Source organism: Pseudomonas sp. 32_A (assembly GCF_017490905.1).
Lineage (GTDB): Bacteria > Pseudomonadota > Gammaproteobacteria > Pseudomonadales > Pseudomonadaceae > Aquipseudomonas > Aquipseudomonas inefficax.
In genome coordinates this window covers 46,321-66,726 of the sequence record NZ_JAFGYI010000033.1, presented here as the reverse complement: position 1 = coordinate 66,726, position 20,406 = coordinate 46,321, and the positions used below count along the sequence as shown (strand labels likewise).

Annotated in this window: 19 protein-coding genes; 7 read left to right on the top strand and 12 right to left on the bottom strand. The window is 64.6% G+C overall.

The annotated features are described in order from the left end of the window. Nucleotides 1-243: 243 nt before the first annotated feature. The 3 genes from J5M58_RS19180 to J5M58_RS19170 all read right to left on the bottom strand — a co-directional run bounded on the left by J5M58_RS19180 (nt 244) and on the right by J5M58_RS19170 (nt 4,168). Nucleotides 244-1,737, bottom strand: a complete 1,494-nt coding sequence (locus J5M58_RS19180; RefSeq protein WP_207879160.1) for an aldehyde dehydrogenase — start codon at nt 1,735-1,737, stop codon at nt 244-246. A gap of 163 nt (nt 1,738-1,900) precedes the next feature. Beyond that, complete coding sequence (locus J5M58_RS19175; RefSeq protein ID WP_207879158.1) at nt 1,901-3,283, bottom strand: aspartate aminotransferase family protein; 1,383 nt, start codon at nt 3,281-3,283, stop codon at nt 1,901-1,903. Between the two features lie 42 nt (nt 3,284-3,325). After that, nucleotides 3,326-4,168, bottom strand: coding sequence for a helix-turn-helix transcriptional regulator (locus J5M58_RS19170; RefSeq protein ID WP_207879156.1), 843 nt, complete (start codon nt 4,166-4,168; stop codon nt 3,326-3,328). 281 nt (nt 4,169-4,449) lie between these two features. On the opposite strand from J5M58_RS19170, the gene J5M58_RS19165 reads away from it, so the two are divergent. The 3 genes from J5M58_RS19165 to J5M58_RS19155 all read left to right on the top strand — a co-directional run bounded on the left by J5M58_RS19165 (nt 4,450) and on the right by J5M58_RS19155 (nt 9,270). After that, nucleotides 4,450-5,829 (top strand): APC family permease, encoded by a 1,380-nt coding sequence (locus J5M58_RS19165; protein WP_207879154.1) that lies wholly within the window; start codon nt 4,450-4,452, stop codon nt 5,827-5,829. A 262-nt stretch (nt 5,830-6,091) separates the two neighbouring features. Then, on the top strand, nt 6,092-7,672 hold the full coding sequence (locus tag J5M58_RS19160) for an aldehyde dehydrogenase (NADP(+)) (RefSeq protein ID WP_207879152.1): 1,581 nt from the start codon (nt 6,092-6,094) through the stop codon (nt 7,670-7,672). 224 nt (nt 7,673-7,896) lie between these two features. After that, the gene (locus J5M58_RS19155; protein WP_207879149.1) at nt 7,897-9,270 is read left to right on the top strand and encodes an 8-oxoguanine deaminase; all 1,374 of its coding nucleotides are present in this window, start codon (nt 7,897-7,899) and stop codon (nt 9,268-9,270) included. 60 nt (nt 9,271-9,330) lie between these two features. Here the strand turns inward: J5M58_RS19155 and J5M58_RS19150 are convergent, their stop codons facing one another. Next, nucleotides 9,331-9,822, bottom strand: a complete 492-nt coding sequence (locus J5M58_RS19150; RefSeq protein ID WP_207879147.1) for a GNAT family N-acetyltransferase — start codon at nt 9,820-9,822, stop codon at nt 9,331-9,333. 254 nt (nt 9,823-10,076) lie between these two features. On the opposite strand from J5M58_RS19150, the gene J5M58_RS19145 reads away from it, so the two are divergent. Further along, nucleotides 10,077-10,442: a hypothetical protein gene (locus J5M58_RS19145; RefSeq protein ID WP_207879162.1), complete on the top strand. Its 366-nt coding sequence runs from the start codon at nt 10,077-10,079 to the stop codon at nt 10,440-10,442. Between the two features lie 160 nt (nt 10,443-10,602). Here J5M58_RS19145 and J5M58_RS19140 read toward each other — a convergent pair whose 3' ends face one another. Next, nucleotides 10,603-10,761 (bottom strand): DUF2986 domain-containing protein, encoded by a 159-nt coding sequence (locus J5M58_RS19140; protein WP_207879145.1) that lies wholly within the window; start codon nt 10,759-10,761, stop codon nt 10,603-10,605. A 153-nt stretch (nt 10,762-10,914) separates the two neighbouring features. On the opposite strand from J5M58_RS19140, the gene J5M58_RS19135 reads away from it, so the two are divergent. Continuing rightward, entirely contained in the window at nt 10,915-12,693 is a 1,779-nt protein-coding gene (locus tag J5M58_RS19135) for a phosphoethanolamine transferase CptA (protein ID WP_112252208.1), read from the top strand. A gap of 74 nt (nt 12,694-12,767) precedes the next feature. Here J5M58_RS19135 and J5M58_RS19130 read toward each other — a convergent pair whose 3' ends face one another. From J5M58_RS19130 to J5M58_RS19115, 4 genes are read right to left on the bottom strand one after another with little or no spacing between them, the layout of a single operon-like run. Further along, nucleotides 12,768-13,304: a membrane integrity-associated transporter subunit PqiC gene (locus tag J5M58_RS19130; protein ID WP_207879143.1), complete on the bottom strand. Its 537-nt coding sequence runs from the start codon at nt 13,302-13,304 to the stop codon at nt 12,768-12,770. Nucleotides 13,305-13,315: 11 nt separating this feature from the next. Next, nucleotides 13,316-14,956: an intermembrane transport protein PqiB gene (locus tag J5M58_RS19125; RefSeq protein WP_207879141.1), complete on the bottom strand. Its 1,641-nt coding sequence runs from the start codon at nt 14,954-14,956 to the stop codon at nt 13,316-13,318. Continuing rightward, the gene (locus J5M58_RS19120) at nt 14,940-15,584 is read right to left on the bottom strand and encodes a paraquat-inducible protein A (RefSeq protein WP_075044833.1); all 645 of its coding nucleotides are present in this window, start codon (nt 15,582-15,584) and stop codon (nt 14,940-14,942) included. Before J5M58_RS19120 ends, J5M58_RS19125 begins: the two co-directional genes overlap by 17 nt. Beyond that, a complete protein-coding gene (locus tag J5M58_RS19115; protein ID WP_112252211.1) occupies nt 15,581-16,177 on the bottom strand; it encodes a paraquat-inducible protein A in 597 nt (198 codons plus the stop codon). The genes J5M58_RS19120 and J5M58_RS19115 overlap by 4 nt, the downstream gene beginning before the upstream one ends. Before the next feature lie 151 nt (nt 16,178-16,328). Between J5M58_RS19115 and J5M58_RS19110 the strand changes: the two genes are divergently transcribed. Continuing rightward, nucleotides 16,329-16,802, top strand: coding sequence for a YMGG-like glycine zipper-containing protein (locus tag J5M58_RS19110; protein WP_207879135.1), 474 nt, complete (start codon nt 16,329-16,331; stop codon nt 16,800-16,802). A 38-nt stretch (nt 16,803-16,840) separates the two neighbouring features. Here the strand turns inward: J5M58_RS19110 and J5M58_RS19105 are convergent, their stop codons facing one another. Then, nucleotides 16,841-17,746 carry a LysR family transcriptional regulator gene (locus J5M58_RS19105; protein WP_112252213.1) on the bottom strand — a complete coding sequence of 302 codons (906 nt, stop codon included), beginning with the start codon at nt 17,744-17,746 and terminating at the stop codon, nt 16,841-16,843. Nucleotides 17,747-17,986: 240 nt separating this feature from the next. Between J5M58_RS19105 and J5M58_RS19100 the strand changes: the two genes are divergently transcribed. Next, nucleotides 17,987-18,373 carry a VOC family protein gene (locus J5M58_RS19100; protein ID WP_112252214.1) on the top strand — a complete coding sequence of 129 codons (387 nt, stop codon included), beginning with the start codon at nt 17,987-17,989 and terminating at the stop codon, nt 18,371-18,373. A gap of 6 nt (nt 18,374-18,379) precedes the next feature. Here J5M58_RS19100 and J5M58_RS19095 read toward each other — a convergent pair whose 3' ends face one another. Both J5M58_RS19095 and J5M58_RS19090 read right to left on the bottom strand, forming a co-directional pair. After that, nucleotides 18,380-19,747 carry a sensor histidine kinase gene (locus J5M58_RS19095; RefSeq protein ID WP_207879133.1) on the bottom strand — a complete coding sequence of 456 codons (1,368 nt, stop codon included), beginning with the start codon at nt 19,745-19,747 and terminating at the stop codon, nt 18,380-18,382. Then, on the bottom strand, nt 19,744-20,406 hold the full coding sequence (locus J5M58_RS19090) for a response regulator (RefSeq protein WP_112252216.1): 663 nt from the start codon (nt 20,404-20,406) through the stop codon (nt 19,744-19,746). Before J5M58_RS19090 ends, J5M58_RS19095 begins: the two co-directional genes overlap by 4 nt.

The window sequence follows — 20,406 nt, the reverse complement described above, 5'->3', positions numbered from 1 at the left end:
ATCTACAATACGGGCTCGATGCCCTTGGAGCGGCTCCGCTTCATGACCCTCCCTCGATGATCAGTCGAGAACTTTCGCCTCTTGTGAGGCGAAAGTCGAGATACAAGGAGCGGCCTTGTGTCGCGATAGGGCTGCAAAGCAGCCCCGGCAATTTGTGCATCCGTGCTGAAACCCTGGGGCTGCTTTGCAGCCCTATCGCGACACAAGGCCGCTCCTACAGGTCCTGGGTATGCCTTCAGGGTATCAGGCGCGCAACTGGTACCAGGTGGTCTTGAGCTGCGAATACTTGTCGAACGAATGCAGCGACAGGTCGCGGCCAAACCCGGACTGCCTGCCACCGCCGAACGGCACCGTCACGTCCAGCGCATCGACCGTGTTCACCGACACGGTGCCGGCTTTCAACGCCCGTGCCACTCGGTGCACCTGGTTGAAGTCATCGCTCCACACCGACGCCGCCAAGCCGTAGATGCTGTCGTTGGCCAGGCGCACGGCCTGCTCTTCACTGTCGAAGGCACTGACCGCCAGCACCGGCCCGAATACCTCCTCCCGCGCCAGGCTCATACGGCCATCGACCCCGGCAAAAATGGTCGGCTCGATGTAATTGTCCGAACCGTCGATAGTCAGGCGGCGACCACCGCATACCAACCGCGCCCCCTCCTGCCCGGCGCGGGCGATGGCAGCTTCGATGCGGCCCGTCTGCCCGGCATCGACAATCGCACCGGCCCGGCTCGCCGGGTCCAGCGGGTTGCCTGGCAGCCACTGGCGCGCCTTGGCCTGCAGGCGCTCGATGAACTCGTCATGGATCGAGCGGTGCACGTACAGCCGCGAATTGGCCGAGCACACCTCGCCCTGGTTGAAGAAGATACCGAATGCCGCCTTTTCCGCCGCCAGGTCCAGGTCCTGGCAGTTTTCGAACACCAGGTTGGGGCTCTTGCCGCCGCACTCCAGCCACACCTGCTTGAGGTTGGACTGTGCCGAGTACTGCATGAAGTACTTGCCCACCTGAGTGGAGCCAGTGAATACCAGGCAATCCACGTCCGGGTGCAAGCCCAGCGCCTGCCCAGCCTGCTCGCCCAGGCCCGGCACCACGTTCAGCACGCCTTCCGGCACACCGGCCTGCAGCGCCAGCTGGGCCAGGCGCAGGGCCGAGAACGGTGATTGCTCGGCGGGCTTGAGCACCACGCTGTTGCCGGCAGCCAGTGCCGGGGCGAGCTTCCAGGCGGCCATATCGAGCGGGAAGTTCCACGGCACCACGGCGGCGACCACGCCGAGGGCTTCGCGGGTGATGGTGGCCAAGGCGTCGGGCGCGGTGGGTGCCACCTGGTCATACAGTTTGTCCAGCGCCTCGCCGTACCAGGCGAACACCTGCGCCGAGCCCGGCACATCGATGTTGTAGGCGTCCATGACCGGCTTGCCCATGTTCAGCGAGTCGAGCAGGGCCAGTTCTTCGCGATGGGCCATGATCAGCTCGGCCAGGCGCAGCAGCACTTTCTTGCGTTCAGTTGGGGCCATGCGCGCCCACGGGCCTTGCTCGAAAGCCCGGCGGGCGCTGGCAACGGCCAGGTCGACCTCGGCCTGGCCACAGGCGCTGACCTGGGCCAGTACCTTGTTGGTGGCGGGGTTGATGGCGGCGAACGTGGCGCCGTCCTGTGCGCTGACGGGCTTGCCGTCGATCAGTGCAGTTGCCGGGAGGTAGAGGTCCGAGGCACGTTGTTGCCAGAATTCGAGGGTGTACATTTGTACTCCTGATGAACATTGGAGCAGATCTTTATCTAGCGCCCTACATGATTCCTGTGGGAGCGGGTTCACCCGCGAAGAATGCAACTCGGTGCATGGCACCGGCTTCGCCGGTGTTCGCGGGTGAACCCGCTCCCACAGGGTCTGCGGAGCGCTCGCAGGTTTAGAGCTTGCCGACCATGCGCGCCGTGCGGTCCACGGCAATCCGGGTCTTCTCCACCAGCTCATCCAGCTCGCTGTGGTTGGCGATCAGCGCCGGCGCCATGATCATCCGGCCCAGGGTCGAGCGAATGATCACCCCTTCCTCGAAACCGAAGGTGCGGCACTGCCATGCCAGGTCGTTCTCGTTGGCAAAGCGCTTGCGCGTCGGCTTGTGCTCGGCGAACTGCAGCGCCGCCACCAAACCGGCGCCCTGCACCTGGCCGATCAATGGGTGGTCGGCAAACACCTCGCGCAGGATGCGCTGCAGGTACGGCCCGGTGTCGTCCTTTACCTGGCGCACGATGCCTTCGTCACGCAGCGCCTTCAGGTTGGCAATGGCCACCGCCGCCGCCACCGGGTGGCCGGAATAGGTCAGGCCGTGGGCGAACACCCCGCCCCGCTCCACCAGTGCCTCGGCAATGCGCTTGCTCAGCACCAGCCCGCCCATGGGCACGTAGCCGCTGGTCAGGCCCTTGGCGATCGACAGGGTGTCGGGCTCGAAGCCGAAGTACTCGTGGGCGAACCATTCGCCAGTGCGGCCAAAGCCGCCGATCACTTCATCGGCGCACAGCAACACATCGTACTGGCGGCAGATGCGCTGGATCTCGGGCCAGTAGCTTTCCGGCGGGAAGATCATGCCGCCGGCGCCCTGGAACGGCTCGGCGATGAAGCCGGCAACGTTCTCGGCACCCAGTTCGAGGATTTTCTCCTCCAGCTGCAGGGCGCAGCGGCGGCCGAACTCGGCCGGGGTCAGGTCGCCGCCCTCTGCGTACCAGTAGGGTTCGTCGATGTGCGCCACATCCGGGATCAACCCGCCCATTTCGTGCATGAACTTCATGCCACCCAGCGCCGTGGCAGCCAGGGTCGAACCGTGGTAACCGTTCCAGCGGCCGATCATGATCTTCTTGTTCGGCTGGCCAACTACCTGCCAGTAGCGGCGCACGGTACGGATCAGTACCTCGTTGGCCTCGGAGCCGGAGTTGGTGTAGATCGCGTGGCTGTAGTGCCCCGGCAACAGACTGAACAGCAGCTCGGACAGTTCGATCACCGCCGGGTGGGTGGTGTGGAAGAACATGTTGTAGTAGGCCAGCTGGTCCATCTGCGTGGCAGCGGCGGCGGTCAGGTCGCGACGGCCGTAGCCGAGCTGGGTGCACCACAGGCCGGACATGCCGTCCAGGTAGCGCTTGCCCTCGCTGTCCCACAGGTGCAGGCGTTCGCCGCCGACGATCACGCGCGGCCCTTCGGCGTTCAGCGCCTTCTGATCGAGGAAGGCATGGATGTGGTGCGCGGCATCGGCTGCCTGGTAGTCGCGGGTCTGGCGTTGCGGGGCGAAAGGCGCATTCATTGTTGGTTTTCCTTTGCGGTGGGGTTGCAGGGTGGCTTGCGCTCAGCGCAGCTTGCCCATGTAGCTTTCCAGCGGGTCCTTGCCCAGCACGCCCTGGGCATTGGCCAGCGCGTCGATGAACAGGGAGAACAACTCGGACTGGGTGCCGATGTCGAGCTTGGCGTAGACGTTCTTGCGGTGTGACTTGATGGTGTCCTCCGACACCGCCAGGCGCTCGGCCAGCGACTTGGTCGAGTGGCCACGCAGGATCAACTGGGCGATACGGCATTCACGCTCGGTCAGCAGCGAGCTGCCGAAGTTGTTCAGCGCCGTGTGGATGCGCTGCTCGAGGATGTTCTCGAAGCGCCCGGCGCGGCTGTCCAGCCCGGCGAAGTGCTTGCCGAGCACCGCCAGCACCCAGGGCGTGATAAGCGCGAACAACGCACGGGTTTGCCCATCGAGCTTGTCGGTGAACGCCAGCGATACCGCCAGGCTCTGCCTGGGTGCGACCTGCAGGATGTAGTTGAGCTCATCCTCCAGGTGCGAGTGCCGGTAGAACGACTGGTAGTACTCGCTGACCTCGAACTGGTCGGGCGCCACTTCGAACAGGCCGTAGCAACCGGACTCGACCTGCTCCACACAGGCCCCGTAGAACGGGTCGAGCAGATAAAAACCGGACAGGTAGCGGCTGACATTGCCCTCGGGCTGCCAGGGCGCCTTGTCGTCCTGCTCGAACAGCGCGCAGGGCATGCCGTCGTGCGGGTACAGGTACACCGTGGTCGCCTGGATCGGCCGGATCACGCCAAGTGCAGTAAACAGGGTGGCGGCAAAGCCCGGTCGGCCGATCGCCTCGGTAACCTTGGCCAGGTGCTCGAACCACTGTTGCGAAAGCAATTGATCAGTCACTGTGGGCCTGCCGTCTCAAGTAAAGGCACCGCCGCCAGTGCGGTGCGTCGTTGGCCAGATACTCCCATGGCATTGCAAACACCGAAATCACCCTTTGGGGTGAGCAGGCAAAGCCGTTTCCCGGCTCACCCCAAAGGGTGATTCCGGGTACCGGCGGGGTGTGGGAGCATCAACCCGCCCCAGCGCTGCGAGCCACTCGCTCGACCTCCTTGCACAACACCCACCGGTATCGAGCCCGCTCGCATACCGCGGCGTCCTGCATCCCTTTTCAGGAGTTAGCAATGCATACAACAACAAGTACAGCCCATAGCCCTGCACATAGCCCGTCGCAACCCACCGCCAGCAACGGCCGTTTCCGCAAGTCCATGGGGCTGCCCGCCCTGGTGCTGTTCGGCCTGGCTTACATGGTCCCCCTCGCAGTATTCACCACCTACGGGCTGGTCACCCAGATGACCAAGGGGCACCTGCCCACCGCCTACCTGCTGACCCTCGCCGCCATGCTGCTGACCGCCTACAGCTACGGCCGCATGGTCCAGGCCCACCCCTACTCCGGCTCGGTCTACACCTACACCCGCAAGGCCTTCGGCAGCCATATCGGCTTCATCGCCGGTTGGACCCTGCTGCTCGACTACATCTTCCTGCCGCTGCTCAGCTACCTGCTGATCGGCATCTACATGTCGGAGTACTTCCCGGCCATCCACGCCTGGGTCTGGGTGGCGGGCTCCATTGCCCTGGTCACCTTCCTCAACCTGATCGGCATCGAGTCGATCACCCGGGTCAACTGGATCCTGGTGGTGATGCAACTGGTGTTCATCATCGTGTTCGTCGCCCTGTCCATCCACAACCTCAGCGGGCAGGCGCAGCCGGTGTCGCTGCTGGCGCCCTTCCACCACGAAGGCTTCAGCGTGCCGTTGATCATGACCGGCGCCGCCGTGCTGTGCCTGTCGTTCCTGGGCTTCGACGCGGTCTCGACCATGGCCGAGGAAACCAGCAACCCCACCTACCGCATTCCCGTGGCGATTCTCGCCGTGTCGCTGATCGGCGGCATGTTGTTCCTGGTGGTGTCGTATTGCGCACAGATGGTGTTCCCTGACTGGGGCAGCTTCGCCGACCCGGACTCGGCATCGGTGGACGTGATGCGCCGGGTCGGCGGCGAACTGCTGGTGACCGCCTTCACCGCCACCTACGTGGCCGGCTGCTTCGCCTCGGCCATGGTGTCCCAGGCCAGTGTGTCGCGGGTGCTGTTCGCCATGGGCCGCGACGGTGCATTGCCCCGTGCGTTCGGCCAGCTGGTGACGAGAAAGCGCGTACCGGCCACGGCCATCCTGCTGGTCAGCCTGCTGTCGCTGATTGCCTTGGTGATCACCCTCGACACCGTGGCCAACATGATCAGCTTTGGCGCGCTGTTCGCCTTCTCGGCGGTGAACCTGGCCGTGGTCAAGCACTACCTTGTCGACCACAAGCTGCGTGGTGGTCGCAACTACCTGCTGTATGGCGCCATTCCCGGCCTGGGCTTTCTCAGCACGCTGTGGCTGTGGAGCAGCCTGACCAGCCTGTCGTTCACCATCGGTTTGTGCTGGATGGGCATGGGCCTTGTGGTGCTGCTGGGGCTTACCCGGGCGTTCCGGGTGAAGTTGCCGGAGTTGCAGATGGCCGAGTGACCCACGCGCTTTCGAGCATTTGCGCGGTCCCTGTGGGAGCGGGTTTACCCGCGAAGCAGGCGACTCGGTGGATGGCACCGGCTTCGCCGGTGTTCGCGGGTGAGCCCGCTCCCACAGGGGGCCGTGCATACGATGGAAACTTTTGGAGAAGGCCGTTGCGATAACGATCTGTTATCACCTGATCCGCATTAATCATTATTCAGCACACATTTCACCCCCTACAGTCCCAGCCCAACGACTGTCATTGCCAACGGGAAACGAAATGTCCATCGAACATCGCCTGAACCATATCGCCGGCCAGCTCAGCGGCAACGGTGACGTGCTGCTGAACAGCGTCGACGCCCACACCGGCGAGCCGCTGCCATACGCCTTCCACCAGGCGACCGGCGACGAAGTCGATGCCGCCGTACTGGCCGCCGAGGCCGCCTACCCGGCCTACCGCAGCACCAGCCCGGCACAGCGCGCCGCCTTCCTCGACGCCATCGCCAATGAACTGGACGCACTGGCTGATGACTTTGTCCAGCATGTGATGCGCGAAACCGCGCTGCCCGAGGCACGCATCCGCGGCGAGCGCGCCCGCACCAGCAACCAGCTACGGCTGTTCGCCGATGTGGTGCGCCGTGGCGACTTCCTCGGTGCGCGCATCGACCGTGCGCTGCCCGAGCGCACCCCGCTGCCACGCCCGGACCTGCGCCAGTACCGCATCGGCGTCGGCCCGGTGGCCGTATTCGGTGCCAGCAACTTCCCGCTGGCCTTTTCCACCGCAGGCGGTGACACCGCCTCGGCGCTGGCGGCCGGCTGCCCGGTGGTGTTCAAGGCCCACAGCGGGCACATGCTGACCGCCGCCCACGTGGCCGCGGCCATCGACCGCGCGGTAGCCGGCAGTGGCATGCCAGCAGGCGTGTTCAACATGATCTATGGCGCCGGCGTGGGCGAGGCTCTGGTCAAGCACCCGGCCATCCAGGCGGTAGGCTTCACCGGTTCGCTGCGTGGTGGCCGCGCCCTGTGCGACATGGCTGCTGCGCGCCCGCAGCCGATTCCGGTATTCGCCGAAATGAGCAGCATCAACCCGGTAATCGTCCTGCCCCAGGCGCTGCAAACCCGTGGCGAGCAGGTAGCCGGCGAACTGGCCGCCTCGGTGGTGCTGGGTTGCGGGCAATTCTGCACCAACCCGGGCCTGGTGGTGGGCATCAAGTCGCCGCAGTTCGAGCGCTTCGTGCACACACTGGTGGCGCGCATGGCCGACCAGGCACCGCAGACCATGCTCAACGCCGGCACCCTGCGCAGCTACCAGAACGGTGTACAGCACCTGCTGGCGCACCCTGGCATCCAGCACCTGGCCGGGCAGCCACAAGCCGGCAAGCAGGCCCAGCCCCAGTTGTTCAAGGCGGATGTGAGCCTGCTGCTGGACAGCGACCCGCTGCTGCAGGAAGAAGTGTTCGGCCCAACCACGGTGGTGGTGGAAGTCGCCGATGCCCAGCAACTGGCCGAAGCGCTGCGCCACCTGCAAGGCCAGCTGACGGCCACCCTGATTGCCGAGCCGGACGATCTGAGCGCCTTTGCCACGCTGGTGCCGCTGCTGGAACGCAAGGCCGGGCGCCTGCTGCTGAACGGCTACCCGACCGGCGTAGAGGTATCGGACGCGATGGTGCATGGCGGGCCATACCCGGCCACCTCTGATGCCCGTGGCACTTCGGTTGGTACCTTGGCCATCGACCGCTTCCTGCGCCCGGTGTGCTTCCAGAACTACCCGGATGCGCTGCTGCCGGATGCGCTGAAAAGTGCCAACCCGCTGGGGATTGCGCGGTTGGTGGATGGGGTGAGCAGCCGCGGGGCGGTTTGATCTGACATTGAGGTAGCCTGTGCTGGCCTCTTCGCGGGTAAACCCGCTCCCACAGGTACTGCACAGTGCTTGAATTCTGTGTAGTACCTGTGGGAGCGGGTTTACCCGCGAAGAGGCCAGCACAGGATCACCACCCCTGTATACAATCCGCAAAACTCTTGCTTACAATGCCATGCGCCTATGACATCGGTAATCGCCGATGCGTATTGCGGCAGGCTTAAGCCATGTCATCTACAAATGCTCCAAGAACGTTACTGATCAAAAACGCCGAACTTCTGGTCACCATGGACGGCGAGCGCCGCGAGATCAAGAACGGCGGAATGTTCGTCGAAGGCAACCTGATCCGCCAGGTCGGCCCCAGCGACACCCTGCCACAGCACGCCGATGTGGTGCTGGACATGGCCGGCAAGGTGGTCATCCCTGGCCTGGTCAACACCCACCACCACATGTACCAGAGCCTCACCCGCGTGGTGCCGGCGGCCCAGGACGGCGAGCTGTTCAACTGGTTGACCAACCTGTACCCGATCTGGGCACGCCTGACCCCCGAAATGATCGCGGTGTCGACCCAGACCGCCATGGCCGAACTGATCCTGTCCGGCTGCACCACCTCCAGCGACCACCTGTACATCTACCCCAACGGCTGCAAGCTCGACGACAGCATCCATGCCGCCGACGAGATCGGCATGCGCTTCCACGCCGCGCGCGGCAGCATGAGCGTGGGCCGCAGCCAGGGCGGCCTGCCGCCTGATTCGGTGGTGGAAAAGGAAGCCGACATCCTCAAGGAATCCCAGCGCCTTATCGAGGACTATCACGACGCCAGCCACGGCTCGATGCGCCGCATCGTGGTGGCGCCCTGCTCGCCGTTCTCGGTCAGCCGCGACCTGATGCGCGAAGCTGCCGTGCTGGCGCGCCAGTACGGGGTGTCGTTGCACACCCACCTGGCCGAAAACGTCAACGACATCGCCTACAGCCGCGAGAAGTTCGGCATGACCCCTGCCGAGTATGCCGAGGACCTCGGCTGGGTCGGCCACGACGTATGGCACGCCCACTGTGTGCAACTCGACCAGCATGGCATCGAGCTGTTCGCCCGCACCGGCACGGGTGTCGCCCACTGCCCATGCTCGAACATGCGTCTGGCCTCGGGCATCGCCCCGGTGCGCAAGATGCGCGACCACGGGGTGCCGGTGGGCCTTGGGGTCGACGGTTCGGCATCCAACGACGGCGCCAGCATGATCGGTGAAGTGCGCCAGGCCTTGCTGCTGCAACGGGTGGGCTTCGGCCCCGACGCGATGACTGCACGCGAGGCGCTGGAAATTGCAACGCTCGGCGGTGCCAAGGTGCTCAACCGCAATGACATCGGCGCCCTGGCCCCAGGCATGGTGGCCGACTTCGTCGCCTTCGACCTCGGCCACGTGGCCTATGCCGGTGGCCACCATGACCCGCTGGCGGCGCTGGTGTTCTGCACCCCGACCCAGGTGCATACCAGTGTCATCAATGGCCGTGTGGTGGTGAAGGACGGCCAGCTGGCCACGGTTGACCTGCCACGGGTGCTGGAGCGCCACAACCAGCTGGCACGCCAGCTGGTCAGCGGCGAATAAGCGGCCATCAGGGGCCGCTTTTGCGGCCCATCGCTGGCAAAGCCTCCGTGTTTTGCGAACTCAGAGGAACATGACCATCTCATGCCAGGCCATGCCGCCGTGGTCCGACGGCGAGGGTTTCACGTACTGATACCCCAGCTTCTGGTACAACGCCACATGCTGCTCCTTGCACATCAGGTGAATGGTCAGCTTGCCCGCAGCTTTCATGCGCAGGATGAATTCTTCCATCAACCGCTTGGCGTAGCCTTTGCCCTGGTGCGCCGGGTCCACCACCACCGACATGATCACCACGTTTGGCGCCGCCGGGTCATGCCCGACCAGCTCCTTGAATGCCTCGTCGGACATCACCACTTCGTGGGCACAGCCGCTGTTGATGAAACCAACGATCTCGCCCGCGTTTTCCAATACCAGAAAGCCCTGCGGGTATTGCGCGATGCGGGTGCGGATCTTCTCCAGCGTGGCCGCCTCATCGCCTTCATAGGCACCGATCTCGATGGCGTAGCAGCGTTCGGCGTCGGCGGCTGTGGGGGTGCGGAACTGAGGGGCGCTCATGGTGGGTATCCTTGGCAATGGCTGAAAACAGCCGCCATGGTAAATGAGCCCCGCTGCCACTTGACCATCTTTTTTGAAGCGCAAAAGTTGTACAACTTGTTGCCGCAGCGAACTTTTTCCCGTTTACCGGTCTATGTGGGAGGCACAGAAAGGTAGCGGAACGCGAGACAAGGTTCGCCGACCACCTGCTGGCCAGATGGCTCAATTGTTATCAGAGGTTGGCTTCGCTCATGAAAATGCATGTCGCAAGGTTGATGCTGCTCGGCCTGTTCTCGTTCGCGGCGATGGGCACGGCATCGGCAACACAAATGAAGGCGCCCGTAGTGGCTGCCCCGGCGGTTCAATCACCGTTGCAGCCTGCCGGCAACCCCTGGTCCAGGGTAGCCAGTGTGGCCGCACAGCCAGCCACGCTGCTGGCTCACGATGACGACCGCTGGCACGACCACCGCAGCGACTGGCGCCGCGAACAGTGGCGCCGCGAGCAGGCCCGCCGTGATTGGGAGCGCCGGCGAGACTGGGAACGCCGACGCGACTGGGAACGGCGCCGCGACTGGGAGCACCGCCATGAGCGGGCCATGCACCACCGCTACAATGACGACCACCGTTACTACCGCCGTTGATCGTTGATCCGCAGTTGGCGCGCTCGATGTGGGAGCGGCCTTGTGTCGCGAAAGGGCTGCCCAGCAGCCCCAGCGTTGGTTGCCGTAATGCTGAAACCTGGGGCCGCTCTGCGGCCCTATCGCGACACAAGGCCGCTCCCACAGGGTCGCGTGACAGGCATCAGTTCTCCGTAAGGCCTGGGGTATCCCCCGCCACCTCGGCCTCCATCTTCAACCGGTCGGCCTTGCAAATGTACTTGGGCTTGCGCGGCGCCAGCTTGGCGCTGGCCTTCTTGGCATGCGCCTGCATTAGCTGCTTGATCTTCTTGCGACGGTTCATTCTCACTCGACCTGTCAGTCTGGTTTGGCTGGGCACATCATACCTTGCCTGGGCCAGCGTCTCGTTGACGTTATTTTCACACCCGGCAGATTAGCGTCACGCCCTTTCCGGTCACGGGCACATCCGCTGGCTGCCAAGTACGACGAGGCATACGTGTCACACACTCCATCCCCCTCCTCGCCCAAGCGCGTGGACTGGGCCGGCCTGGGCTGGCTTTTGCTGTTCTTCTGGTACTTCTCGGGCGTGACCCAGGCGCTGCTGCTGTTCAGTGGCACCACCGGGTTCGCCGGTTTTCGCGATGCATTCTTCCTCAGCAGCCTGTGGCTGGCACCGGTACTGCTGCTGCCGCGCTTCACCCGCGCCACGGCAGCGGTCATCGGCCTGGTGCTGTGGGCCGCTTCATTGGTGGGGCTGAGCTACTTCGGCATCTACCGCCAGGAGTTCTCGCAAAGCGTCATCTTCGTGATGTTCGAGTCCAACACCGCCGAGGCCGGTGAGTACTTCAGCCAGTACTTCAGCGCCTGGCTGGGCCTGGCACTGCTGTTGTACACGCTGGTGGCGGTGCTGTTGTGGAAGCGCGTACGCCCGGTCAGCCTGCCACTGCGCAGCCGCCTGCCGGTGGTCGCCCTGTTGCTGCTGGCCAACCTGGTGTACCCGTTCTACAAGCAGATGGTGACCCAGGAGCGCAGCTTCGCCGACGCGGCGGAAAAAGTGCAACAGCGCATGGAACCCGCCGTGCCCTGGCAATTACTGGTCGGCTACCGCCAGTACCGCCAGCAGCTGGACAACATGCAGGAACTGCTGGCCCAGAACGCCGCGCTGCCGCCCCTGCAGAACCTGCGTGACAACAGCGGTGCAGCGCCACGCACGCTGGTGCTGGTGCTGGGCGAATCCACCACCCGCGAGCACATGCACCTGTACGGCTACAACCGCGACACCACACCCAACCTCGATGCGCTGGCCGCCAGCGACAAGAGCCTGACGGTGTTCAGCAACGTCGTGTCGCCACGCCCGTACACCATCGAAGTCATGCAGCAGATCCTCACCTTCGGCAACGAGCAGAACCCGGACCGCTTCCTCACCGACCCGTCGCTGATCAACCTGATGAAGCAGGCCGGCTACAAGACCTTCTGGATCACCAACCAGCAGACCATGACCAAGCGCAACACCATGCTGACCACCTTTTCGCAGCAGACGGACGCGCCGGTGTACCTGAACAACCAGCGCAACCAGAATGCCAGCCAGTACGACGATGTGGTGCTGACACCGTTCGAGAAGGCCCTGCAGGACCCGGCGCCGAACAAGTTCATCATCGTGCACCTGTTGGGTACGCACATGGACTATCGCTACCGCTACCCCGACGACTACGCGCATTTCAACGACCGCCAGGGGGTGCCCGCCAAGCTGACGGACGACCAGGTGCAAACCTACAACTTCTATGACAACGCGGTGCGCTACAACGACTACGTGGTGTCGAGCCTGATCAAGCGTTATTCGGCCAGTACCGCCAATGGTTTCCTGCTGTACCTGTCCGACCATGGTGAAGATGTATACAGCTCTGGCAACCACGACCGCCTGGGGCGCAACGAAGGCGCGCCGACCCGGCCGATGTACACCATCCCCTTCCTGCTGTGGACTTCGCCCAGCTGGCAGGCCGAGCACCCGCGCGACTTGCAGGCGATGGCCGACCGCCCTTACAGCAGCTCGCACCTGATCCATACCCTGTCCGACCTGGCCGGGCTGAGCTATGACCGTTACGAACCGGCCAAGAGCCTGGTGAGCCCGCAGTTCGTGGTGGCACCGCGCTGGATTGGCGACCCGTACCGCAAGGATGGCCTGCGCGAGTTCGACGACTTGCCGCTGGACAAGGCCGAGCGGGAGCAGGAGACGGTCAGTAGTGGCAAGACACAGAACGCTGGGCGCCTGAACTGATTGTTTTGTCGTTGAAATTGCCGGGGGCGCTATGCGCCCCTTTCACGACACACTGCCGCTCCCACAGGTGCCCGTCAGGCAGGTCGGGCACAGCTGCCCTGCCTGGCACTGCCCCGCACCACCTCGGCCAGTTTGCGCAGGTTGGCCTGGTGAGCATTGACCAGGCTGGCGATGCTGTTGTCCGCTGGCGCCTGCAGCGAGGTACGGCAGGTCAGTTCGGCCTCACCCGAACGTGTCAGGCGCCATACCGCTTCCAGCGAGGCGTAGCGCCCCGGCACGCTATCGAAGCGCTGCACGTCCACCCGCAACAACGCCTTGCCGCCCCCCGCCGGCCCGCCCAACTGGTCCTGCAAGGCGCTGCGGAACTCATCTACCAGGTTGGCCCCCCACCACTCCGTTTCGAGGATGGCCAGGCCACTCTGCCCTTGCCGCACCACCAGCTGCGGGCGGTCCACCTGCGGTGGCACGGCCACCCTCTCCACCTGGATGCGCTGGCCGCCGTCGCGCATCGGCTCGCTCGGTACCAGCGTGTGATAGTTGTTCGGGGTACTGCTGCAGCCCGACAGCACGGCCAGCAGGCCGGCGCCACACACATTGCGCAGTCGATGCATCGGCTGTCTCCTCAGGGTTCAAGGTCGGTGGCAGTGGCGGCTTTCGGCCGGCCACGTATCAGCGACTCGGGGTGCCGGCCCAGGTAATCGGCAAGGTCACGCAGCGAACGCGACATGCGCTCCAGTTCGTCCAGGGTTTCGCCCATCCGCTCGCGCTGCGGTGAGTCCTCGGAGATGGCCGAATTGGCCGTGCGCAGGGTCTTGTGCACTTCGTCCAGCGCTACCTTCACGTCCGGCAGCGTCTGGCCATTGAACTGCTTGAGGCTGGCGCGCAACTCTCGCAGGCTGCCATCCAGGTTGTTGGCGATGCTCTCCAGCGGCAACTTGCTGATGCGCTCCACCACCCGCTGCAGCTGCTCCTGCAACTGCTCCAGGCTGCCGGGCAATGTGGGGATGGTGATGGGGTCGGCAGTCTTGTCGAAGGCCACTTTGGGGGCATCCGGGTAGAAGTCCAGGGAAATGAACATCTGCCCGGTGATCAGGTTGCCGCTGCGCGCCTGGGCCCGCAGCCCGTGCTCGACGAAGGTGCCGATCAGCCGCCGTGCGCCGTCCATGTCGCCTTCTGCATGCTTGAACACGGACAGCATCTTGCGGTGCACCGGCCCCAACCGCTGCGGGTAGATCACCGCATCGACCACCACCGGGAAAGTCTGCCGGGCAGCATCGTAGTCGAGCTTGACCGAAGTGACCCTGCCGAACTCGACACCCTTGAACTCCACCGGGGCTCCCACCGACAGACCGCGCATGGCCTGGTCGAAGCGCAACTGCAGGTACTGCGCCTGGCCACTGGGCGGTGCCAGGGCGGTGTCGCGGTCGGCAAACAGCTGGAAGCGCGCCTGGTCGGCAGCGGGCTCGGCTTGCGGGGCGAGGTCGGGCGAGCCAAAGGCCAGCCCGCCCACCAGGATGGACGACAGTGATTCGGTATCGATCTTCAGGCCGTTGGCACCGATCTGCATGTCGACGCCACTGGCGTTCCAGAAGCGGGTATCGGCGGTGACGAAGCTGTCGTAGGGGGCCTGCACGAACACGCCAATCTCCACGCCCTTGCCATCGCCCTGCAGGGCAAAGGACACCACCTCGCCCACCGGGATCTTGCGGTAATAGATCGACGAGCCAATATCCAGCGACCCCAGGTCGCTGGCGGTCAGGACAAAGCGCTTGCCCTTTTCGTCGTAGGTGATCGGCGGTGGCAGCTCCAGGCCGACAAAGGACTTCTCGGGCACTTTCGATTCGCCGGAATCCGCGCCGATGAAACTGCCCGACAGCAGCGTATCCACACCGGACACGCCGCCCACGCCAATGCGTGGCCGCACCACCCAGAAGCGCGCGCCCTGGGTGGCGAACGCGCGTGCGTCATTGGACAGCTGGACCTTGGCGACCACGCTCTTCTTGTCGTCGGCCAGGTCCACCGTGGTGACTTCACCAATTACTACGCTGCGGTACTTGACCTGGGTCTTGTGCGCCACCAGCCCTTCCCCGGTGTGGAAGGAAATGGCGATGACTGGCCCCTGCTGCATCCAGTTGCGCACCACCAGCGAAGCGCCGATCAGAATCGCCAGTATCGGCACGATCCATACCAGCGACACACTCCAGCGCCGGGTGTGCACTTCAACCTGCCCCGCTCCCTCGCGCTTGTCAGTCTGTTGCACCATCAATGCGGCCTCCCTCGTTGGCACGGCTATCCCAGATCAGGCGTGGATCGAAGCTCATCGCAGAAAACATGGTCAGTACCACCACCATGCCGAAAAACAGGATGCCCACTCGCGGCTCGATGGTGCCCAGCCCGCGCAGTTGCACCAGCGCCGCCACCAGCGCCACCACCATCACATCGAGCATCGACCAGTAGCCGATCAGCTCGACGAAACGGTACAGCTGCGAGCGCTGCCGACAGGCCCAGGTAGAACCGCGCTGGGCGGTGAACAGCAACAGCCCGAGCGAGAAGAACTTGATGGCCGGCACGCCTACGCTGGCAATGAAGATGATCAGCGCGATGTCCCAGGCGCCGGCCTCCCAGAACTCCAGCACGCCACCGCCAATGGTGCTTGCACTACCGCTGCCGAGCATTTCGGTGTGCATCACCGGCAGCAGGTTGGCGGGGATGTAGAAAACCAGCGCCGCCAGCAGAAACGCCCAGCCGCGGCTGATGGCATTGGCCTTGCGTCGGTGGATGGCGGCACCACAGCGGTCGCAGGTGTGCTTGCCGCTGCCCAGTTCACAGGCCTGACCGCAGCCATGGCACAGGCACAGGCCCAGGTCGTCGGCGTTGGCCGGGGTATTCATACTTGCTCCCAAAGGTCGCGGATATCCTTGCCGGCGACATGGATGATCAGCATGCTCAGCGCGGCCAGCGCCAACAGGCCGATGCCGGGTATGACGTCAAGCAACCCCGCCAGCTTGATCACCGCCACCATCGCCCCCAGCAAGCACACTTCCAGCATGCTCCACGGCCTCAGGCCTTCCAGGCTGCGCATGCACAGGGCAAAGCCGGGGGCGCGCTGGCCCGCCAGGGCGAAGCCTAGCAGCCAGCACAGCAGGCCGATCTGCAGCACCGGCGCAAAGATGATGGACAACGCCATGACCAGGGCGATGAAGGTGATACTGCCGTGGCTGAGGATCTGCACCGAGTCCCATAATGTCGCGGAATGGGTGAGCCCCTGCATGCCGATGGTCATCACCGGGTAGAAATTGGCCAACACCAGCAGGATGCCCCCCGTCACACTCAGGGCCAGCCGTTGCTCCACGGTCAGCGAAGTGTGGCGGTACAGCACGCCGCCACAGCGCTGGCAAACGGCGCGCTGGTGCTTGAGCAGCGGCGCACGGTGGTACACCGTGTCACAGTACTCACAGATGATCAGGTGCTGGGTCTGGCTCATGGGGTTTCCACGGGTGGCCCGGATTCCCGCCGTGATACGCGAGCGATCCACGTTTGATATCCGGTTTAGACCATCCCGGCAAAACCGCCATCATTGACAGCAAAGTCGAACTATCCTGTGAAACGGGATCCCCACCCGCTGGAGGTTTGCCATGCGTACGTTCACGTGGAGTTGCCTGCTGGTGCTGCTGTGCGCGGCATCGGCAGCCCAGGCGCAGTCGGTGGTGCCGCTCAAGGGCCAGAGCAGCCAGCAGATGCAGCTGGATATCAATGACTGCAATACCGTCGCCACCAATGCCGCGAACAGTGCGGCGACCTCCAGCGACCCCCATGTCGGTGGCCGGGTACGCGGTGCTGCCGCCGGCGCGGTTGCCGGTGCGGCAGGCGCACAGGTGCGCGGCAACCAGCACGACGAGTTGTATGACCGGGTCGGTGATGATGCCAAACAGGAATACCGGCAGAACCGCGCCGGTGAAGTGGCCGCCGCCGGTGCTGCGGTCGGTGGCATGCGCCAGCGTCAGGACCGCCGTCAGGACCGGCGCGGCCAGGACGAAGCGAAAGCCCAGGCCCACGCCAGTGCTTACGCCGGGTGCCTGCAAGGGCGCGGCTATCAGGTCAACCCTTGATCAGCGGGCACGCCATGCTTCTGCATGGCGTGCCTGTTTCAGAACTTCGCCAACTGTTCCCGGCAGAACTCCACGAACAGCTGTGCCGGCTTGGTCAGTTGCACACGCTTCAACCATGCTGCCGCCAGCCCTGACAGCGCCACTGGCTCGGCGATATCCAGCATGGCCAGGCGTTGCCCGTCGTAGGTGTACTCCGAATGCGGCCGCGTCACCAGCAGCGAAAAGCCGAAGCCCTGCCCGACCATGCCGCGCACCATCTCGATCGATGGCGAGCTGAAGACGATGTTGGGCGTCAGGCCCATTTCGTTGAACAGGCTGACGAAGTAGGTACGACTGGGGGCAACGTCCAGCAGGATCATCGGCTCGGGGCACAGGTCACGCAGCGACACTTGGGCCTGGCCGGCGAAGCGGTGGTTCTCGGGCAGCAGCACATAGGGTTTCTGCGGCGGCATCAGCGGCTCGGCCTCGATGGTGCCGTCCAGGTCATGGTCGTAGAGGAACGCCAGGTCGAAGGTACCTGCAGTCAGGCCCTGGATCAGGTCCTGCTGCTCGCCGTCGCGCAGGCGGATATCCACCCCCGGGTAACGCTGGCGAAAGCCGGCGATCAGGCGCGGCAGGTACAGCGGTGCCACGGTTTCGAAGCAGCCGATGTCGATCTGCCCGGCCACGGTATCGTTGTCGGCCAGGGCATTCTGCTCGAATTCGTGGGCCATCTGCAGCAGCGACCTGGTCTTGGCATAGAAGCGCTTGCCGCTGGGCGTCAGTGACACGCCCTGGGCATGGTGACGGATGAACAGCTGCACGCCAAAGCTTTCCTCCAGGCTCTTGATCGCCGTGGAAATGGACGGCTGGGCGATGTACAGCTGGCGTGAAGCCTCGGCCACGCTGCCGGCCTCGACGGTGGTGACGAAGTACTTGAGTTGTCGCAATGTATAGGCCGCCACGGGCACCTCTCTGACGCCGGTCTGGGCGCGCTGGAATCGTGCCTGCCACTTTACCCTTGGCAACGGGTGGATGGGGGCTGGCTGATGAAGGATTTACCTATGGCTTGAACAGGTTTTCACGAGGGACGGCGTGCGTCTCGTCGCGTCACGTTCTTCGCGGGTGAACCAGCAGGAACTTGGCCAAAAGCCCCCGATTGTCTTTACTGATACTCAACGGTTCCAGGCATAGGGCGTGCGTTCATGAAGATCGTGGTCACCAGCATCCTCGTCGACGACCAGGCCAAAGCCCTGGCTTTCTACCACTACGTGCTCGGTTTCGAGCCAAAGCACGATATCCCCATGGGCCGCCACCGCTGGCTGACCCTGACCTCCCCCAACGACCCCAACGGCGTCGAGTTGCTGCTCGAACCCGACGCGCACCCGGCCGCCAAGGCATACAAGGCCGCGCTCAGGCAGGACGGCATTCCCGCCACCTCGTTTGGCGTGCGTGACATCCAGGCCGAATACACCCGGCTGTGCGCGGCGGGCGTGCAGTTCACCCAGCCGCCTACCCCCCTGGGGCCTGTCACCGTGGCAGTGTTTGACGACACCTGCGGCAACCTGATCCAGATCGCCCAAAAGCACTAGCGCTGTTCACGGCCCCACGGGCAGCCGCAAGGTTACGCGCAACCCGTGCGGTAGCTGGTTGCGCAACTGCACGCTGCCACCCAGGCGGGTCATGATGGTGCTGACGATCGACAACCCCAGCCCGGCGCCATTGGTCGAGCCCTTGCTGTAGAAACGCTCGAACACCCGCTGCTGTTCGACCTCGGCGATACCCGGCCCTTCGTCGTCGACGCTGACCACCAGGGCCTGCCCCTCCCGCTGCAGTGTCACGGTAACCCGACCGCCTGCCGGCGAATGGTCCACGGCATTGGCCACCAGGTTCTGCAAGGCAATACCCAGCGCGCCAGCGTCGGTGTGCAAGTGGTAGTCGCCGGCGGTGATGTCCAGTGAAGGCTCCAGCCCGCGCTCCAGAATCCATGGGGTCAGCTCGGCCAGGGTCTCGGCCACCACGCCCTCCAGGTCCACCCGCGGCCAGTCATGCCGGCCCGGCCGCGGCTCCAGGCGGGCCAGGGTCAACAGCTGGTTGACCACCCGGGCAAGGCGGTCGACACCGCCCATCAGGAACTGCAGAGCTTTGTCCCGCTCCGCAGCGCTTTCTGCATTGAGGGCGTTCTGCGCATGCAGGCGCAGGATGGCCAAGGGCGTGCGCATCTCGTGGGCAGCGTCGGCGATGAAACGATGCTCACGGCGCAGCAGGTCATCGATCTGCCCGAGCAGGCGGTTGATCGCCGCCTGCATCGGTTCCAGCTCCTTGGGCAACGGCACCAGCTGCAACGGCTCGAGCGACTCGGCGTGGCGGGCGCGGATAACCCTGGCCATGTTCTGCAGCGGCCGCAGGCCCCAGCCAATGGCCGCCCACACCAGCAAGGCCAGGGCCAGGCTGCCGAACAGGAATGGCAACAGCGTGTGCCGCACGATGCGTTCGATCAGGTCATCACGCACATCGTTGCGCTCGCCCACCCAGATCACCCAGTGTTTTTCCGGCACGGGCAAGACGAAACTGCGCCAACGGCGCCCATCGACCACCACGTCGGCAAAACCCGGCACCCGCGGCGTCTGCCCCAACTGCGGCGCGCTGGGCGTGTGCACCAGCAGCCCGTCGTCGTCGGCCCACACCTGGAAGGCCAGCTTGCTCTCGTAGCGGTGCCCCACCTTGTGCTGCCCGGCCTTGCTCAAGGCCTCGTCGAAGGCGCGGTACAACTCGTCACGGCTCTGCTCCTGCACCGGCAGGCTCATGATGCCCTGCAGCAGCCGGGCGTTTTGCGCCAGGTGGGCGTCGTACACCTCGTTAATTTCGTGGCGGCTGTCGTGGTAGTTGTACAGCGCCAGCAACCCGCTGCCGACCAGCAACAGCAGCATCACCCGCCACAAGGTGCGTTGGCGCAGCGAGCTCATGCCTTGCGTTCCACCAGGTAGCCAATCCCGCGCACGGTGCGGATCAGGCCGTTGAACAGCTTCTTGCGCAGGTGGTAGATATTCACCTCCAGGGTGTTGCTCTCCGGCTCTTCATCCCAGCCATACAGCAACTGGGTCAAGCGTTCGCGGGTGAACACCTTGCCCGGCTGGGCCAGCAGTTCGTGCAGCAGCAGGTATTCCTTGGGCGTGAGCACCACCGGCTGGCCCAGGTAGCGTACCTGCTGGCTGACCGGGTCCAGGCACACCCCGGCATGCTCTATCAGCACCTGGGCGCGGCCGCTACTGCGCCGCAGCAAGGCCCTCAAGCGGGCCTTGAGTTCGTTGAGGTCGAAGGGTTTCACCAGGTAGTCGTCGGCGCCGGCGTCCAGCCCGGCGATGCGGTCCTCGGTGGCGTCGCGTGCGGTCAGCACCAGCACCGGCAGGCTCTTTCCGGCCGCACGCAGGCGCCGCAGCAACTCGATGCCATCCAGGCGCGGCAAACCCAGGTCGAGAATGGTCAGGTCGAACTCCTCGTGGCACAGGGCATGCAAGGCGCTGGCGCCATCCTGCAACCAGTCGAGGGTATAGCCCTCGCGACGCAGGCCGTCACAGATCCCCTCCCCCAGCGCGGCGTCGTCTTCTACCAGCAGCAGGCGCAT

Excerpts from the sequence above, each read along its gene's own strand:
- J5M58_RS19110 (WP_207879135.1), top strand. The coding sequence starts at position 16,329 with ATGCGTACGTTCACGTGGAGTTGCCTGCTGGTGCTGCTGTGCGCGGCA.
- J5M58_RS19165 (WP_207879154.1), top strand. The coding sequence starts at position 4,450 with ATGCATACAACAACAAGTACAGCCCATAGCCCTGCACATAGCCCGTCG.
- J5M58_RS19180 (WP_207879160.1), bottom strand. The coding sequence starts at position 1,737 with ATGTACACCCTCGAATTCTGGCAACAACGTGCCTCGGACCTCTACCTC.
- J5M58_RS19150 (WP_207879147.1), bottom strand. The coding sequence starts at position 9,822 with ATGAGCGCCCCTCAGTTCCGCACCCCCACAGCCGCCGACGCCGAACGC.
- J5M58_RS19120 (WP_075044833.1), bottom strand. The coding sequence starts at position 15,584 with ATGAATACCCCGGCCAACGCCGACGACCTGGGCCTGTGCCTGTGCCAT.
- J5M58_RS19155 (WP_207879149.1), top strand. The coding sequence starts at position 7,897 with ATGTCATCTACAAATGCTCCAAGAACGTTACTGATCAAAAACGCCGAA.
- J5M58_RS19130 (WP_207879143.1), bottom strand. The coding sequence starts at position 13,304 with ATGCATCGACTGCGCAATGTGTGTGGCGCCGGCCTGCTGGCCGTGCTG.
- J5M58_RS19100 (WP_112252214.1), top strand. The coding sequence starts at position 17,987 with ATGAAGATCGTGGTCACCAGCATCCTCGTCGACGACCAGGCCAAAGCC.
- J5M58_RS19140 (WP_207879145.1), bottom strand. The coding sequence starts at position 10,761 with ATGAACCGTCGCAAGAAGATCAAGCAGCTAATGCAGGCGCATGCCAAG.
- J5M58_RS19125 (WP_207879141.1), bottom strand. The coding sequence starts at position 14,956 with ATGGTGCAACAGACTGACAAGCGCGAGGGAGCGGGGCAGGTTGAAGTG.
- J5M58_RS19175 (WP_207879158.1), bottom strand. The coding sequence starts at position 3,283 with ATGAATGCGCCTTTCGCCCCGCAACGCCAGACCCGCGACTACCAGGCA.
- J5M58_RS19115 (WP_112252211.1), bottom strand. The coding sequence starts at position 16,177 with ATGAGCCAGACCCAGCACCTGATCATCTGTGAGTACTGTGACACGGTG.
- J5M58_RS19090 (WP_112252216.1), bottom strand. The coding sequence starts at position 20,406 with ATGCGCCTGCTGCTGGTAGAAGACGACGCCGCGCTGGGGGAGGGGATC.
- J5M58_RS19145 (WP_207879162.1), top strand. The coding sequence starts at position 10,077 with ATGCTGCTCGGCCTGTTCTCGTTCGCGGCGATGGGCACGGCATCGGCA.
- J5M58_RS19160 (WP_207879152.1), top strand. The coding sequence starts at position 6,092 with ATGTCCATCGAACATCGCCTGAACCATATCGCCGGCCAGCTCAGCGGC.
- J5M58_RS19095 (WP_207879133.1), bottom strand. The coding sequence starts at position 19,747 with ATGAGCTCGCTGCGCCAACGCACCTTGTGGCGGGTGATGCTGCTGTTG.